The sequence below is a fragment of the Pseudomonas monteilii genome (genome assembly GCA_001534745.1).
Lineage (GTDB): Bacteria > Pseudomonadota > Gammaproteobacteria > Pseudomonadales > Pseudomonadaceae > Aquipseudomonas > Aquipseudomonas alabamensis.
In genome coordinates this window covers 3,141,012-3,155,520 of the sequence record CP013997.1, presented here as the reverse complement: position 1 = coordinate 3,155,520, position 14,509 = coordinate 3,141,012, and the positions used below count along the sequence as shown (strand labels likewise).

General features: G+C 60.6%; 12 protein-coding genes. 5 read left to right on the top strand and 7 right to left on the bottom strand.

The window, feature by feature from the left end; all coding sequences use genetic code 11:
• Nucleotides 1–2,479: 2,479 nt before the first annotated feature.
• Nucleotides 2,480–2,875, bottom strand: a complete 396-nt coding sequence (locus tag APT63_13365; protein ID AMA46526.1) for a MerR family transcriptional regulator — start codon at nucleotides 2,873–2,875, stop codon at nucleotides 2,480–2,482.
• A gap of 84 nt (nucleotides 2,876–2,959) precedes the next feature.
• On the opposite strand from APT63_13365, the gene APT63_13360 reads away from it, so the two are divergent.
• Nucleotides 2,960–3,445 (top strand): hypothetical protein, encoded by a 486-nt coding sequence (locus tag APT63_13360; protein AMA46525.1) that lies wholly within the window; start codon nucleotides 2,960–2,962, stop codon nucleotides 3,443–3,445.
• A gap of 86 nt (nucleotides 3,446–3,531) precedes the next feature.
• On the opposite strand, the gene APT63_13355 is transcribed toward APT63_13360, so the two are convergent.
• Both APT63_13355 and APT63_13350 read right to left on the bottom strand, forming a co-directional pair.
• Nucleotides 3,532–5,682 carry a ligand-gated channel gene (locus APT63_13355; protein AMA46524.1) on the bottom strand — a complete coding sequence of 717 codons (2,151 nt, stop codon included), beginning with the start codon at nucleotides 5,680–5,682 and terminating at the stop codon, nucleotides 3,532–3,534.
• Nucleotides 5,683–5,916: 234 nt separating this feature from the next.
• Entirely contained in the window at nucleotides 5,917–6,672 is a 756-nt protein-coding gene (locus APT63_13350) for an amino acid ABC transporter substrate-binding protein (GenBank protein AMA46523.1), read from the bottom strand.
• Nucleotides 6,673–6,805: 133 nt separating this feature from the next.
• Here APT63_13350 and APT63_13345 point away from each other — a divergent pair, with 133 nt between their 5' ends.
• The 3 genes from APT63_13345 (at nucleotide 6,806) to recR (ending at nucleotide 9,951) form a co-directional block, all read left to right on the top strand.
• Nucleotides 6,806–8,866, top strand: coding sequence for a hypothetical protein (locus APT63_13345; GenBank protein AMA46522.1), 2,061 nt, complete (start codon nucleotides 6,806–6,808; stop codon nucleotides 8,864–8,866).
• Between the two features lie 61 nt (nucleotides 8,867–8,927).
• The gene (locus APT63_13340; protein AMA46521.1) at nucleotides 8,928–9,254 is read left to right on the top strand and encodes a nucleoid-associated protein; all 327 of its coding nucleotides are present in this window, start codon (nucleotides 8,928–8,930) and stop codon (nucleotides 9,252–9,254) included.
• A 94-nt stretch (nucleotides 9,255–9,348) separates the two neighbouring features.
• A complete protein-coding gene (gene recR / locus APT63_13335; GenBank protein AMA46520.1) occupies nucleotides 9,349–9,951 on the top strand; it encodes a recombination protein RecR in 603 nt (200 codons plus the stop codon).
• Between the two features lie 77 nt (nucleotides 9,952–10,028).
• Here recR and APT63_13330 read toward each other — a convergent pair whose 3' ends face one another.
• From APT63_13330 to APT63_13320, 3 genes are all read right to left on the bottom strand, one after another.
• On the bottom strand, nucleotides 10,029–10,577 hold the full coding sequence (locus APT63_13330; protein AMA46519.1) for an adenine phosphoribosyltransferase: 549 nt from the start codon (nucleotides 10,575–10,577) through the stop codon (nucleotides 10,029–10,031).
• 53 nt (nucleotides 10,578–10,630) lie between these two features.
• Complete coding sequence (locus APT63_13325; protein ID AMA46518.1) at nucleotides 10,631–11,365, bottom strand: transcriptional regulator; 735 nt, start codon at nucleotides 11,363–11,365, stop codon at nucleotides 10,631–10,633.
• A gap of 171 nt (nucleotides 11,366–11,536) precedes the next feature.
• Nucleotides 11,537–12,919 carry a coproporphyrinogen III oxidase gene (locus APT63_13320; GenBank protein AMA46517.1) on the bottom strand — a complete coding sequence of 461 codons (1,383 nt, stop codon included), beginning with the start codon at nucleotides 12,917–12,919 and terminating at the stop codon, nucleotides 11,537–11,539.
• 225 nt (nucleotides 12,920–13,144) lie between these two features.
• Between APT63_13320 and APT63_13315 the strand changes: the two genes are divergently transcribed.
• Nucleotides 13,145–13,849, top strand: coding sequence for an alpha/beta hydrolase (locus APT63_13315; GenBank protein ID AMA46516.1), 705 nt, complete (start codon nucleotides 13,145–13,147; stop codon nucleotides 13,847–13,849).
• Nucleotides 13,850–14,167: 318 nt separating this feature from the next.
• Here APT63_13315 and APT63_13310 read toward each other — a convergent pair whose 3' ends face one another.
• On the bottom strand, nucleotides 14,168–14,452 hold the full coding sequence (locus APT63_13310; GenBank protein AMA46515.1) for a hypothetical protein: 285 nt from the start codon (nucleotides 14,450–14,452) through the stop codon (nucleotides 14,168–14,170).
• Nucleotides 14,453–14,509: the final 57 nt, after the last annotated feature.

Here is a 14,509-nt window from a genome sequence, read left to right as displayed (position 1 = left end):
GACCAGAGTTGAGTGCAAACATGGCACAGTCAGTGGCAGTGAATCCCCTAAGTTTTCAAGGTTCCTGTGTAGATACTTACTGATCTTGAGCGCTTTTAGATAGCGAAGTTTGAGCTTGAATGCGCTATAAATATGCTGAAGTTGCCAAACTATAGTGCCTGATTATCTGCCTAACGTGATAATTTAGCACTGTGTAGAAGCTAGCGAACCCAATGTAAGCGTGTGAAAAGCCTAACCTCCGAATGCATAGCATTGAGGGGGAGGGCGAGCTACAGCCTTGGCGCTCCCAACCTGACAGGTACGACTAAACCGAGGGGGCGAAGGACAAGTGACTACGGCGTATGCCTTGAGTTAGACAGGCAGCAGGGGTTATCGAAGGTGAAATAGCTGCTTTTCTAAAAAATAGCAGCATCCTAAGAAAGGAAATTTCCTACTGCTGCTTGGGAAATTTCCAGCTTGTTTTTTGTGAAATAAGGTCCAGCATCAGGATTATGTCTGAAGCCAGAGGAGAGGGTGCCTTCGATATAAGAAGTGGATAATCTTGGAGGTGGGCACAGATAGCTAAGTGCATGAGCTTAAAATGGGACCTCGACTGGATTGCATTAATGTTTTTATTGGCGCTTTGCTAGTTGGTTTCCCTAAAAGCCTAGTGCGTATTAAGAGATTCTCTTTGCATGTTAGGAGGTAGAGAACGCTTCAGAAGAGCAAGCAAGCGCAATGCGACATGTCGGTTCTCCCGTTAAGAACAATAAAGGTGGAGAGGATGAGGAAAAACGCAGGAAAAATCGCCTGTCTAGTGGATGCTTACAGTACCGGGGCAGAGCTGGCCAAAGCGCTATATAAGTTGGGGTGGCGGTTGGTTCATGTTCAGTCGGGTTTGACAATTCCAGCCGCCTTTAAGAAAACGTATGATTGCGATTTATTCGAAACTAATCTTATTGCTGCGGCATTGAGTCGCTCGCAGCTATTCAGCCTGTTAGACAACTTCAAGCCGGCGTTCGTGGTGGCCGGAAGTGAACCAGGGGTCGAACTGGCTGACTGGATAAGCGCTGCGCTGCAATTAGCAGGTAATGATCCTCATACTAGCTACCTAAGACGAAATAAATACGCCATGTCGGAGCGTCTGACCCACGTGGGGCTTGATGCAGTCTCTCAATACCAAGTGACGTCTCGAGCTCAACTTCTGAGTGCATTGGCTTGCTTGAAGGTATACCCCGTCGTCGTAAAACCCGTTGACTCTATGGGAAGTGAAAATGTTCGCGTTTGCTACGATGAATGCGAGGCGTTGGAGGCCTTCGAGAACATATTCGACAAAGAAAATTTTGTTGGTAACATAAATAATTCTGTATTGGTTCAAGAGTTTTTAGAAGGGGACCAATATCTTGTCAATGCAGTAAGTATAGAGGGTCGTCATAGAATTTCAGAGATTTGGCATGAGAAGCGACTCAACGTGCGAGGGGTAGGCAACCTCTATGATTACGAAACGATATTGCCCTATGAGGGAAGTGTTCAAGGCAAGCTGATCACGTATGTAACCTGCGTGTTGGATGCATTGGGTGTAAGGAACGGCGCGAGTCATAGTGAAATCATCGTTACTTCACGCGGGCCTGTCTTGATAGAGACAGGTGCCAGAATGCAGGGGGGGATCGTTTCAAAGCCAATAATAGAAGCGCTTGGCTATAGTCATATGACCCTAACGTTAAATCGTTACATAGATCCGTCACGATTTTTTCGAGAGATCAATATCGAATATAGATTAAATAACTGTATCAGGGTTGTAAATCTCATTTCAGAAAAGTCGGGTGTCGTCGTTGAAAATAATAGTCGAACGTTGCTGGCTACACTGCCATCGTTTTACCTGATTGCACGAACCCCGGAGGTCGGAGATTTAATTCCGAAGACTGTAGACTTGTCTTCGAAAGCTGGCCATATCTATCTCATGCATAACAATATGGATCAGCTTGACAAGGATTATGCCCAGATTAGAACTTGGGAAGAAGAACGTAAACTTATCTCCTTGAGTTAGGGTGGCGCGATGAAAGTAGAAAAGCAGATTCCTAGGTGATAGTATTTTGATGAAGAATCATTTTATCTGAAAACTAAAATTTATTAGGCGGGTCGTGGGTTGCGTGTGTCGTAAAGAGGAACTCCGCTCCTATAAAACAAAAAATAGCCTATTGATTTCAAAGTAAATAATTTTAGGATTTTGTGGGCACTGCGGGCCCAATCTCTATGCGCGACAGCGCGGCGCCAAGGCGGCGGGCGGACTCCCACAGCCGGCTTTGTCATCGTGCGACTGCTTGCTTGAAATAGGTACCTGTGGGAGCTGGCTTGCCAGCGATAAGGCCTGTTCATCCACCTCAAGGCTGATAGGCCAGTGTTCGACCTGTCGACCGTGAGTCGGCGTTCGCTGCCCCGCCATGAGTCCTGACGTCAGCACGCCCCGCCAGGTATCGCTATTACAACGTTCGAACCCACCTTACCGACGCTTCCTCGCCCGCACCGCACTCGCCGATACCGTGAGCAACCGCTGAAAGGTCGGGCACTGCACATGATCCTCCTGAGGGCACTCGGCGGCATGGCGAAGGCCTTTGCTCAAGGCCATCAATCGCCTGGCCGTGCTTTCCAGTGCAGTGGCCTTGTCGATCAGATGCTGTCGGTCGATGCGCGGTTGACCAAGCAGTTCCTCGATCTCGTCCAGGGAAAACCCCGCTGCCTGACCCAGGGCGATCAACGCCAGCCGGTCGATGACATCGGCTGGGAACTGACGCCGTTGACCTGGCGTGGCCAGTGAGTGAATCAGCCCTTTCTTCGCGTAATACCGCAACGTCGAGGCCGGTACGCCGGTGCGTTTGGCGACGTCCGCTATGTCCATGGAGGGGTCCTTGACTTGAAGTTGACTTCAACTTCTATGCTGCGCGGCAGGTAACCATCCGTCAACGCGCAAGGATCGATCATCATGAACATCGCTGCTTTCACACTCCACAGTCTGCAGATCGGGCTGGGTGCCACCGTGCTCATGGGCCTGTGGACAGGGTTGCTGCGCCATGCAGGGGTTCGAACCTTGGATTATGCCCTGTTGGGCCGATGGGTCGGGCATGTGTGGCGGGGGCAATGGCGCCATCGCGCCATCGGGCAGGCGGCGCCAGTGGCGTTCGAGCGGGCGTGGGGTTGGGGGCTTCACTATACGGTGGGTATCGTGTTCGCGGGTCTGTTCCTGGCATGGGTCGGGGAGGGGTGGACCGTGCAGCCGACGCTCGGAAAGGCCTTGGCGTTCGGTGCGCTGACGGTGCTGGTGCCGCTGTGCGTGATGCAACCGGCGATGGGGCTGGGGCTGTTCGCACGGCATACGGCTAAACCCTGGCGCGGGTGCGCGCGGAGTCTGGCAACACACCTGGTGTTTGGAGCGGGGTTGTATACGTCAGCCTGGGTGTGGGCTGTATAGGGAGGGGCCAAGGCCCTGGCAACAATGGGGTTCGCTGCTGTCAGGGCCGAGGCTGGGACGGCTTGTGGATCAGACGGTCAGGCCGATCACAGGGTCCATTTCAGGCTGAACATCACGTTGCGCGGGTCGCCGTAGACGCCCTGGCCGGTACCGGTCGGGATGCCCTGCCAGTACTTTTCGTCGAACACGTTGTTAAGGTTGACTCGGCCGTCCCAATGCTCGTCGAAGCGGTAGCCTGCCATCAGGCCGACCACGGCGTAGCTGTCCTGTTCGGCATGGCCAGTGCCAACACGCTCGTAAGTTTTACTTTGGGCGAACACATCTCCACCTACACGCCATTTGCTTAGGTCGCCAGTCAGATTGTAGGACGTAGAAGCCTTGAACAGGTGTTTAGGTTGGTCCGCTGAAAAGCGCTTGCCTTCGTAGGTAGCATCCTTGACGTACTCGCTCATTACATACGTGTAGGATGCAGAGAAGTTCCAGTCTGGTGTCAGCGCGCCAGTCACCTCAGTGTCAATACCGCGACTGCGGACTTCTCCAGCGGTGCCGTAACAGGTGCGGTACTGTTGGCTACAGCTCAGCGGTTGGGGGCTCAATTCATAAGCACGGTTTTCCTGGGTCATATCGAATAGCGCAACCGAAGCATTCAGCGCGCCTTGTAGATATTCACCTTTGATCCCGATTTCATAGCTTTCGCCGGTCATGGGCTCAAGCACTGAGCCTGCCTCATCCTGAACGCTCTGTGGCTTGAATATCTGCGTGTAACTCGCGTAGGTCGAATAAGTTTCATTCAGGTCGTAGATAATGCCGGCATAAGGCGTAACTTCACGAGTCACGCTGTAACTGTTACCGAAAGATTTATCGTTGAAGTCATACCAGCTGAGCCGTCCCCCCAGAATGACATGCAGAGGATCAAATGGATTCAATCGAACTACCGCATAGGCGGATTTTTCCGTGGTGATATTGTGGTTGGCGTAACCCGTGCGACCCTCGATCGAGGGTTTGGCAACTTTGCCAGGTTTGAAATTGTAAATGTCGACTGGTGTGCCGTCCCAGTACCCACCACGGAGGTTGTACTTGTCTTGACGCCAACTCACACCTGTTTGAAATTCATGGTTACGGCCAAACGCTTGAAAATCGCCACTCAACGAAGCATCGAGGTTGAGCATGTCGTCGTCGGTGAAATAATGCCCTGATGCCGTGCGCAAATCAGACGGGGCTGTGTAAGGGTAGGCCGTTAAGTAGTTTGAGAATGTATCTGACTCGCCCCAAACTTTTTGAGCTGCCACTTTGGCCTTCCAGCCATTGCTAAATCTGTGCGTTATATCACCAAACATCGTGTAGTTGTCTTGATCCCAATAAGACCAATCACCACCATAGAAGGTCGAGCGCGACAGCCCAAGGTTTTCACCGTTCGGTCCACTTGGCAAGCTGCCCCAGTCAGATTTTTTATCTTCACGCTGTTTGGACAGGCCAAGTGTGAGGGTCGTCGCATCGCTCACATCGGCTTCAAGAATGCCGTAGAATGTCTGCCGCTGTGTCTCACGCACGTCGACAAAGCTTTTGTTATTCTCATAGGCAGCTACCGCACGGCCACGTAGCGTCCCACTTTCGTTGAGCTTGTTGGATGCATCGATTTCGGTACGATACCGGTCCCAACTGCCTGCGCTAGTGGTAACGCTGACTTGAGGCGTAGCCGTTGGGCGTTTACGTACAAGGTTCAAAGTGGCAGATGGATCGCCTGCACCGGTCGTAAGACCCGTTGCACCTCGAACTACTTCAACGCGGTCATACATCGCTAGATCACCGGACGCAATGGTGTCTAGGTTGAACGTGCCTGCAATCGTTGGCAGACCATCGTACATCAGGTTATCAATGCGAAAGCCTCGAGACAGGTATTCACGCCGGTCCGAACCGAACTTGCGCAACGTTACCCCCGGCGCAGCTTTGACCACGTCGTCCAGGTTGTTCAGCCCTTGGTCCTCGATGCGCTGGCGCGTGATCACGCTCACGGACTGCGGCGTTTCACGAATCGACAATGGCAGGCCCGCCGACGTGCTCATCGACCCCGTGGTATACGACCGGGTCCCCTCGGTCGTCGCCTGCCCGGCCACACCGGCGGTTTCCGCCGTGATCTTGCTCTCGTCCAGTTCGATGACGTCGGCAGCGACGGCCAGCGAGCTGGCGGTGGTCAGCGAAATCAGCAGCGCCAGTGGGCGCACAGCAAAACGATTCATGCTCGAAAAATTCCCCGGGCAAAACCCAAGCGGACCCGCGCCTCGGATGGGGCGGTGTCGAAGTCTGAGGGTGAACGTCCTTTTAAGGCGAAGGCGCCTAGCCGTCGGCGCGGACGGAAGGCTAGTCAATTGTGAAAAAAGTGTAAATAGAAATATTTCACATCTGCGTTTATGTTTCAGATGCTAGGGCCTCGCACTCGCATATCGAGTGTGATAAGTGGGCGATGCCCGGTGTCAGTCCGCGCTGGCAGACTCTGTCCGGGCGAGGTAGCGATGGATCAACCGGTCGATGTCCCCCGAGCGCTTCATGCGCTTGAGTTCGGCCAGCAGCGCATTCACAGGCAGCCTAGGATCATCGCGCACCAGGCACCCCAGCGCGTCCTCTTCCAGCACATCGAGTGCCTGCAACCGTTCGTCCGGCGGCAACTGGCGGTTGTACCAGTCGAGCGTCAACTGGTTGCTCACGGCGAAGCGAAAGCGGCCGGCTTCGAGCTTCTGCAGGGCCAGCAGCTGGTTGCGGCTGTCTTCACGGCGCAGCTCGCCCGACTGCCAGGCAGCGTCCAGAGCGGGGTAGCGAAAGCCCAGGACGGCGCCTACGGTCTCCTGGCGCAATTGGGCCAGGGTGGTCGACGGCGCCACCCCTGGCGCGCCCACCAGCAGGTCGCGCTGGACCAGCAACGGCACGCTCCAGCGGTAGTTGCGCGGAACCGGGTCGAGCCAGGCCGGCGCCACATAGCACTGTAGATCGATGGCGCCTTCGCCCATGGCCTGCTGCAGGCGCAGCCGCGGCATGAGGTGGTATTCGGGCTCGAACCCCGCCCGTTGGGCCAGGGCCTGGAACACCTCGAACAGGATGCCGTCCACCGGGCGGTCATCGCGCAGTTGCATCAGCGGCATGCTCCAGCTCTCGGAGACCGCGATGCGCAAGGTCGGTGGCGCGGCCAGGCAGGGCGCCGCACACAGCGTCAACAGGGCTAATAGTCGTCGCACACCAGATCTCCGCAGGTAAAGAGGGTCAGGGCCTTGCCCGCTGGGAGGAAGACGTGCAGGGCAGGGTGCAATTTTGCCCCCGCTCCGCTAGCATTAGCGCCTCTTCCGCTCGTTCAGGCTGTGGCGTTTTCCCATGAGTTATCAGGTTCTTGCACGTAAATGGCGTCCGCGCTCGTTCCGCGAAATGGTCGGCCAGGCGCACGTGCTCAAGGCGCTGATCAACGCGCTGGACAACCAGCGCCTGCACCACGCCTACCTGTTCACCGGGACCCGCGGGGTCGGCAAGACTACCATCGCCCGGATCATCGCCAAGTGCCTGAACTGCGAGACCGGTATCACCTCCACGCCCTGCGGCACCTGTTCGGTCTGCCGGGAGATCGACGAAGGCCGCTTCGTCGACCTGATCGAGATCGACGCCGCGAGCCGCACCAAGGTCGAGGATACCCGCGAACTGCTGGACAACGTGCAGTATGCCCCGAGTCGTGGGCGCTTCAAGGTCTACCTGATCGACGAAGTGCACATGCTCTCGACGCACTCGTTCAACGCACTGCTCAAGACGTTGGAGGAGCCACCGCCCTACGTCAAGTTCATCCTCGCCACCACCGACCCGCAGAAGTTGCCGGCGACCATCCTGTCGCGCTGCCTGCAGTTCTCCCTGAAGAACATGAGCCCGGAGCGGGTGGTCGAACACCTGACCCATGTGCTCGGCGCCGAGAACGTGCCGTTCGAGGACGATGCGCTGTGGCTGCTCGGCCGTGCTGCCGATGGGTCCATGCGCGATGCCATGAGCCTGACCGACCAGGCCATCGCCTTCGGCGAAGGCCGGGTGTTGGCCGCCGACGTGCGGGCCATGCTCGGTACACTGGACCACGGTCAGGTCTACGGCGTGTTGCAGGCCTTGCTCGACGGTGACGCCCGGGCCTTGCTCGAGGCGGTGCGCGCGCTGGCCGAGCAGGGGCCGGACTGGGGCGGCGTGCTGGCCGAAATGCTCAACGTGCTGCACCGGGTCGCCGTCGCCCAGGCCCTGCCCGACGCGGTGGACAATGGCCAGGGCGACCGGGACAAGGTGCTGGCGCTGGCTTCGGCGTTGCCGGCCGAGGACGTGCAGTTCTACTACCAGATGGGCCTGATCGGCCGACGCGACCTGCCGCTGGCGCCGGACCCGCGGGGCGGTTTCGAGATGGTGCTGTTGCGCATGCTTGCGTTCCGGCCCGCCGACACCGACGACGCGCCAGCGCCCCGGCTAAAGACCTCGGGGATCAGCCAGGCCACGGCTGATTCCCCGGAGCCAGTGGCTGCTGCCCCGTCCGCCCCGGTGGCGGTGCCGTCCTCTCTGCCTGAACCGGTGCCAGCGCTTGCGCCCCATGAACGAGACGACCCCGATGCGCCCCTGACGGCGGTCGCAGGGCCGACGGTCAAGCCGCGCCCGCCCGTCGAGGCGTCCGAGCCGGCGCCGGCCGATGCCCAGGGGTTCCATCCACCCTGGGAGGCCGCGCCCGATTCAGCCCCGCCGCCGCGTACCAATGCCGGTCCGCAGGCCAGCCCACCCCTGGCCGATCCTGTGGCGGACAGGGGCCCTTCGCGTGACGACGCGCCGCCGTTCGACCCTGACGCCTATGACCTGGCAGGCATGGTCCGCGACGACGAGCCCGCGTCGGACGATGAGGACGACTACCCGGTCGAAACGGACCCGGCCAGCTTCACCTACCTCGACGAACTGGCCGAGCACGTACACGACCCCGAGCCGTCCAGCGTCCCCGAACCGTCGCCCGCCGCACGCCCGGCCACCGGCCTGGCCTTGCAATGGCTGGAATTATTCCCACAATTGCCTATCTCAGGGATGACAGGCAACATCGCCGCCAACTGTACGCTGATGGCGGCCGACGGCGACGACTGGCTGCTGCACCTGGACCCGGCGCAAGGCGCGCTGTTCAATGCCACCCAGCAGCGGCGCCTGAACGAAGCCCTCGACCAGCACCTGGGGCGTAGCCTACGGTTGAAGATCGAGCTGGTCCGGCCCGAGCAGGAAACCCCGGCCCAGGCCGCCGCCCGCAAGCGGGCCGAGCGTCAGCGCGAGGCCGAGGTGGCGATCGAGAGCGATCCATTGATCCAGCAGATGGTCCGCCAGTTCGGTGCAACGGTACGGCCGGACAGCATCCAGCCTGTCGAGGCCATGGCCCCCCAGGGCAATTGAAAGCACACCCCGCGGCCAGGCACGCCTGACCGCCTTACATGACACAACCGAGGAATTCCCCATGATGAAAGGTGGCATGGCCGGCCTGATGAAGCAGGCTCAGCAGATGCAGGAAAAGATGGCCAAGATGCAGGAAGAACTGGCCAACGCCGAAGTGACCGGCCAATCCGGCGCCGGCCTGGTCAGCGTGGTGATGACCGGTCGTCACGACGTCAAGCGCCTGAGCATCGACGACAGCCTGATGCAGGAAGACAAGGAAGTGCTCGAAGACCTCATCGCTGCCGCCATCAACGATGCCGTGCGCAAGGTCGAGCAGAACAGCCAGGAAAAGATGGGCGGCATGACCGCTGGCATGCAGCTGCCGCCAGGCTTCAAGATGCCGTTCTGACCGACCCGGCGTCAGGTCCAGTGGGAGCATCGGCCAGCGCGTCGCTGCTCCCATTTTCATTGCAGTCCCTCTGAATCACCGACAGGTTGCCCCCATGAGCTTCAGCCCTCTCATCCGCCAACTGATCGACGCGCTGCGAACCTTGCCCGGTGTCGGCCAGAAGACCGCCCAGCGCATGGCACTGCAACTGCTCGAGCGCGACCGCAGCGGCGGCGTCCGCCTGTCCCAGGCCTTGGCCCAGGCCATGGAGGGTGTGGGGCATTGCCGGCAGTGCCGCACCCTGACCGAACAGGAGCTGTGCCCGCAGTGCGCCGACACGCGTCGCGATGACACCCAGCTGTGCGTGGTGGAAAGCCCGATGGACGTCTATGCGGTGGAGCAGACCGGCTACCGTGGGCGCTATTTCGTGCTCAAGGGGCACCTGTCGCCGCTCGATGGCCTGGGCCCGGACGCCATCGGCATCCCGCAATTGATGGCGCGCATCGAAGAACAAGGCACGTTCAGCGAAGTGATCGTGGCCACCAACCCCACCGTCGAAGGCGAGGCGACCGCGCACTACATCGCCCAGCTGCTGGCCGAGAAAGGCTTGCCGGCAACCCGCATCGCCCATGGCGTGCCGTTGGGTGGGGAGTTGGAACTGGTGGATGGCGGGACCCTGGCCCACGCCTTTGCCGGGCGTCGGCCGATTTCGCTGTAGGGGAAGGCTGCAGGGCAGGGGCATGCCTGTCTCTGCAGCGGCGCTGGCCTCATGGGCAGACCAGCTTCCCCACGCCCTCAATATTCGCTGAGGGAGAACTCGGTCAGGCAGAACGTCGGCACCCCGACCGCCTGCAAGCGCTTGGAGCCGTCCAGCTCCGGCAGGTCGATGATCGCCGCCGCCTCGAACACCTGGGCACCGGTGCGGCGCACCAGGTTGGTCGCGGCCAGCAAGGTCCCGCCGGTGGCGATCAGGTCGTCGAAGATCAGTACCGAATCGCCTTCGCACAGGCTGTCGGCGTGCACTTCCAGGAACGCCTCGCCATACTCGGTCTGGTAGCCTTCCGACAGCACGTCGGCCGGCAGCTTGCCCTGCTTGCGGAACAGGATCAGCGGCTTGTTCAGTTGATGGGCGATGATCGCGCCGATCAGGAAGCCGCGCGCGTCCATGGCGCCGATGTGGGTGAAGTCGGCCTCTACATAACGCTCGACGAACTGGTCGGTCACGTAGCGCAGGCCACGGGGCGACTGGAACAGCGGCGTGATGTCGCGAAAGATCACGCCCGGCTTGGGAAAGTCCGGTACGGGGCGGATCAAGGCTTTGAGGTCGAAGGTGTCGCTGTGCATGAGGCAGGTATCCTGAAAAACGAATGCGCCAGTATACCTGCTGCCGGGCGTGTTCAGGTGTCCATCGAGCCGCCGGCCAGCGCGCAGAGCTGGATCGGATCGAGAATGTGCACTTCCTTGCCTTCGGCCTTGAGCAGGCCATTCTGCTGGAAGCGGGTGAACACCCGGGAAACGGTTTCCACCGCCAGCCCCAGGTAGTTGCCCATCTCGTTGCGCGACATGCTCAGGCGGAACTGGTTGGCCGAATAGCCACGGGCCCGGAAACGCGCGGACAGGTTGACCAGGAAGGTGGCAATGCGCTCGTCGGCGGTCTTCTTCGACAGCAACAGCATCATCTGCTGGTCGTCGCGGATCTCGCGGCTCATCACCCGCATCAACTGGCGTCGCAATTGCGGCAGTTGCACCGACAGCTCGTCCAGGCGCTCGAAGGGGATCTCGCAGACCGACGTGGTTTCCTGGGCCTGGGCCGAGACCGGGTAGGACTCGGTGTCCATGCCGGACAGGCCGACCAGTTCGCTGGGCAAGTGAAAGCCGGTGATCTGCTCTTCGCCGCTGTCGCTCAGGCTGAAGGTCTTCAAGGCGCCTGAGCGCACCGCATAGACCGAGCCGAAGGCGTCGCCCTGGCGGAACAGGAACTCGCCTTTCTTCAACGGGCGGCCGCGCTTGACGATTTCGTCCAGTGCATCCATGTCCTCGAGGTTCAAGGACAAGGGCAGGCACAGCGGGGCCAGGCTGCAATCCTTGCAGTGGGCCTGGCTATGGGCGCGCAGTTTGACGGGCTCGGGCATTCGTTTCGGTCCTTGTGGGAAAGCACACATCGACTGTAAGGGTAACCCACGACCGGGCTGTAGGCCAGCGCACAGGACTCCAGGGGGGTGACAGGACCGGGACAGGGCCGTCATCAGGGGCGAAGGCAGCCCTGCCCAGCCCTTCGTCGACGCGTGGTCATCGTGCTGGGCTCAAATGACCTTGGAAAACCGCTGCAGGTTGCCGTAGTCCAGGTACGCGTCGAACACCTTGCACACCGAGCGCACCAGCAGCCGCCCGGCGGGCAGGACCTGGATGCCGTGGGGGTCGAGGTGGATGAGGCCGTCGTCGTGCAGGGCCTGCAAGGCAGGCCACTGGTCCTTGAAGTAGCCCCGGAAATCGATGGCGAAGCGCGTTTCGATAGGCTCGAACGCCAGCGCGAAGTGGCAGATCAGTTGCTGGATCACCGCCCGGCGCAGGCGATCGTCCGGCGTGCAGATCAGACCACGCTGGCTGGCCAGCTGCCCGTTGCCCACGGTGTCCTGATACGTGGTTAGGTCGCTGGTGTTCTGGCAGTAGAGGTCGCCGATCTGGCTGATCGCCGAGACGCCCAGGCCGATCAGGTCGCAGTGGCCGTGCGTGGTGTAGCCCTGGAAGTTGCGCTGCAGGGTGCCGTCTTCCTGGGCGATGGCCAGGTCGTCGTCGGGCAGGGCGAAATGGTCCATGCCGATGTACCGGTAACCGGCCGCGGTCAGTTGCTCGATGGTGCCATGCAGCATCTCCAGCTTGGCCGCTGGCGAGGGCAGCGTCAGGCTGTCGATGCGCCGTTGCGGCAGGAAACGATCGGGCAAATGGGCGTAGTTGAAGACGGCCAGCCGTTCCGGTTGCAGGGCGATGACCTCGCTCACCGTGCGGGCGAAGCCGGTCGGTGTCTGGTGCGGCAGGCCGTAGATCAGGTCGAGGTTCACCGAGCGGAATTGCAAGGTGCGTGCCGCCTCGATCAGCGTGCGGGTCTGCTCCAGGCTTTGCAGGCGGTTGATTGCCCGCTGCACGGTCGGGTCGAGGTCCTGTACGCCCAGGCTGATGCGGTTGAAGCCCAGTTCGCGCAACAGGCCCATGGTCGACCAGTCGGCCTCGCGCGGGTCGATCTCGATACCGTAGTCGCCGGAGTCGTCGTCGAGCAGGCCGAAATGCTGGCGCAGGCTGGCCATCAGCGCGCGCAGCTCGACATGGCTGAGGAAGGTCGGCGTGCCGCCGCCGAAATGCAGTTGCTCGACCGGCTGGGCGCGGTCCAGGTGGCAGGCGACCAGCTGGATCTCCTGTTCCAGGCGCTGCAGGTACGGTTGGGCCCGGGCGCGGTCCTTGGTGATGACCTTGTTGCAGGCGCAGTAATAGCAGATGTTGGCGCAGAACGGCACGTGTACGTACAGCGACAGAGGGCGCATCGCCCGGCGGCTGTCGCGCAGGGCGTGCAGCAGGTCGAACGAGCCGATGTCGGCGCGTAGCTGCACGGCAGTGGGGTAGGACGTGTAGCGAGGCCCGGCCATGTCGTAGCGACGGATCAGGTCTGGATCCCAACGGAGGTCGTCGAGCATGGGAATGTCCTGGAGAGAGCGGCGGTAACGCAGTCTAGGGCCTCTGCGACGGGCGATCTTGATCTGCATCAAGGTCGCTTCGGTGAGCGGTGTGGATCGGGTAACGGGCAGATCCAGGCGTGGACGCCGAGAGGCACACCTTGAAAGCCGAACGCGCGTCGAGCGTACACGTTACCCTATGCCTTCGAGCCTTGGCCGCAGTCGGCAAAGGGGCTGTCAGCAGCGATGGAGATCCAGGTGAGTGAGCGACAGGTGACGGACGATGATCGGGTGGCGTGGAAGGCATTGGCGCAGGTACCAGGGCTGCACTGCGATCCGCCCCAGCGAGTAGCCCCGGGCATCGGTTGCCTGATCCTTGCCCACGGCGCCGGTGCACCCATGGACAGCCCGTTCATGGAGACGATGGCACGGCGTCTGGCCGCGCTGGGCGTGGGGGTGGTGAGGTTCGAGTTTCCCTACATGGCGCAACGGCGGCTGGACGGCAAACGACGGCCGCCGAATCCGCAGAAGGTCCTGCTCGAACGCTGGCGCGAGGTGCTGGCGCAGGTGCGCGCCCACTTGGCCGGGCCTGTGGCGATAGGGGGTAAGTCCATGGGCGGGCGCATGGCCAGTCTGCTGGCCGACGAATCGGGTGCCGAGGCGCTGGTGTGCCTGGGGTATCCGTTCCATGCAGCAGGCAAGCCGGAGAAGCCTCGGGTCGAACACCTGGCGACGCTACGGACGCCGACCGTGATCGTACAAGGCACACGCGACGCCTTGGGCAACCATGAAACGGTCGCGGGGTACGCCTTGTCCTGCGCGATACAGGTGAGCTGGTTGGCGACGGGGGATCATGATCTCAAGCCGTTGAAGGCGTCCGGGTTTACCCATGAGCAGCACGTGCAGTCGGCGGCGGAGCAGGTGGGGGCTTTCTTGCGCGGTCAGGCGTGAAAGGGTGTCTCGCTCGTCGATGGCGGTGACGGGGCCGACGTCATCGCGGGCAAGCCCGCTCCCACAGTACCGCGATCGCCTGCACTACTGCGATGTAACTACGGGTGTAGGAGCGGCCCCAGTGCCGCGATTGGGACCGTAGGGCCCACATATAATCCCATGCGGTCGGGCATGTACCGAGTAGAAAAAGACAGTTGCTCCCATAGAGGGCTGAGCCATTGTGCTTCTGCCTGCTTGAAAACAAGTACCTGTGGGAGCGGGCTTGCCCGCGATGGCGCCCGTTCAGGCGCCACTGCGCTGTGCCTGGCTCACCCTCGCTCAGTCGCGGTACTCGCACAGGTACGCCGTGTCCACGGCGACCTTCAACTGGAACTTGCTGTCGGCAGGCACCTGGAACTGGCTGCCGCTCTCGAAGGTTTCCCAGCTGTCGCTGCCCGGCAGTTTCGCCGTCAGTGCGCCCGACACCACGTGCATGATCTCGCGCTTGGCGGTGCCGAACTCGTATTCACCCGGAGCCATCACACCCAAGGTCGCCGGGCCTTCCTGACTGGTGAAGGCGATCGACTTGACGGTTCCATCGAAGTATTCGTTGACCTTGAACATGGCGCGGCTCCTGCGTGAAGGCTATGAGAGAAGGCCGGCCAGTATGCCCAAGGCCCA

Excerpts from the sequence above, each read along its gene's own strand:
- APT63_13345 (AMA46522.1), top strand. The coding sequence starts at position 6,806 with ATGAGTTATCAGGTTCTTGCACGTAAATGGCGTCCGCGCTCGTTCCGC.
- recR (AMA46520.1), top strand. The coding sequence starts at position 9,349 with ATGAGCTTCAGCCCTCTCATCCGCCAACTGATCGACGCGCTGCGAACC.
- APT63_13315 (AMA46516.1), top strand. The coding sequence starts at position 13,145 with ATGGAGATCCAGGTGAGTGAGCGACAGGTGACGGACGATGATCGGGTG.
- APT63_13340 (AMA46521.1), top strand. The coding sequence starts at position 8,928 with ATGATGAAAGGTGGCATGGCCGGCCTGATGAAGCAGGCTCAGCAGATG.
- APT63_13310 (AMA46515.1), bottom strand. The coding sequence starts at position 14,452 with ATGTTCAAGGTCAACGAATACTTCGATGGAACCGTCAAGTCGATCGCC.
- APT63_13360 (AMA46525.1), top strand. The coding sequence starts at position 2,960 with ATGAACATCGCTGCTTTCACACTCCACAGTCTGCAGATCGGGCTGGGT.
- APT63_13355 (AMA46524.1), bottom strand. The coding sequence starts at position 5,682 with ATGAATCGTTTTGCTGTGCGCCCACTGGCGCTGCTGATTTCGCTGACC.
- APT63_13365 (AMA46526.1), bottom strand. The coding sequence starts at position 2,875 with ATGGACATAGCGGACGTCGCCAAACGCACCGGCGTACCGGCCTCGACG.
- APT63_13330 (AMA46519.1), bottom strand. The coding sequence starts at position 10,577 with ATGCACAGCGACACCTTCGACCTCAAAGCCTTGATCCGCCCCGTACCG.
- APT63_13320 (AMA46517.1), bottom strand. The coding sequence starts at position 12,919 with ATGCTCGACGACCTCCGTTGGGATCCAGACCTGATCCGTCGCTACGAC.
- APT63_13325 (AMA46518.1), bottom strand. The coding sequence starts at position 11,365 with ATGCCCGAGCCCGTCAAACTGCGCGCCCATAGCCAGGCCCACTGCAAG.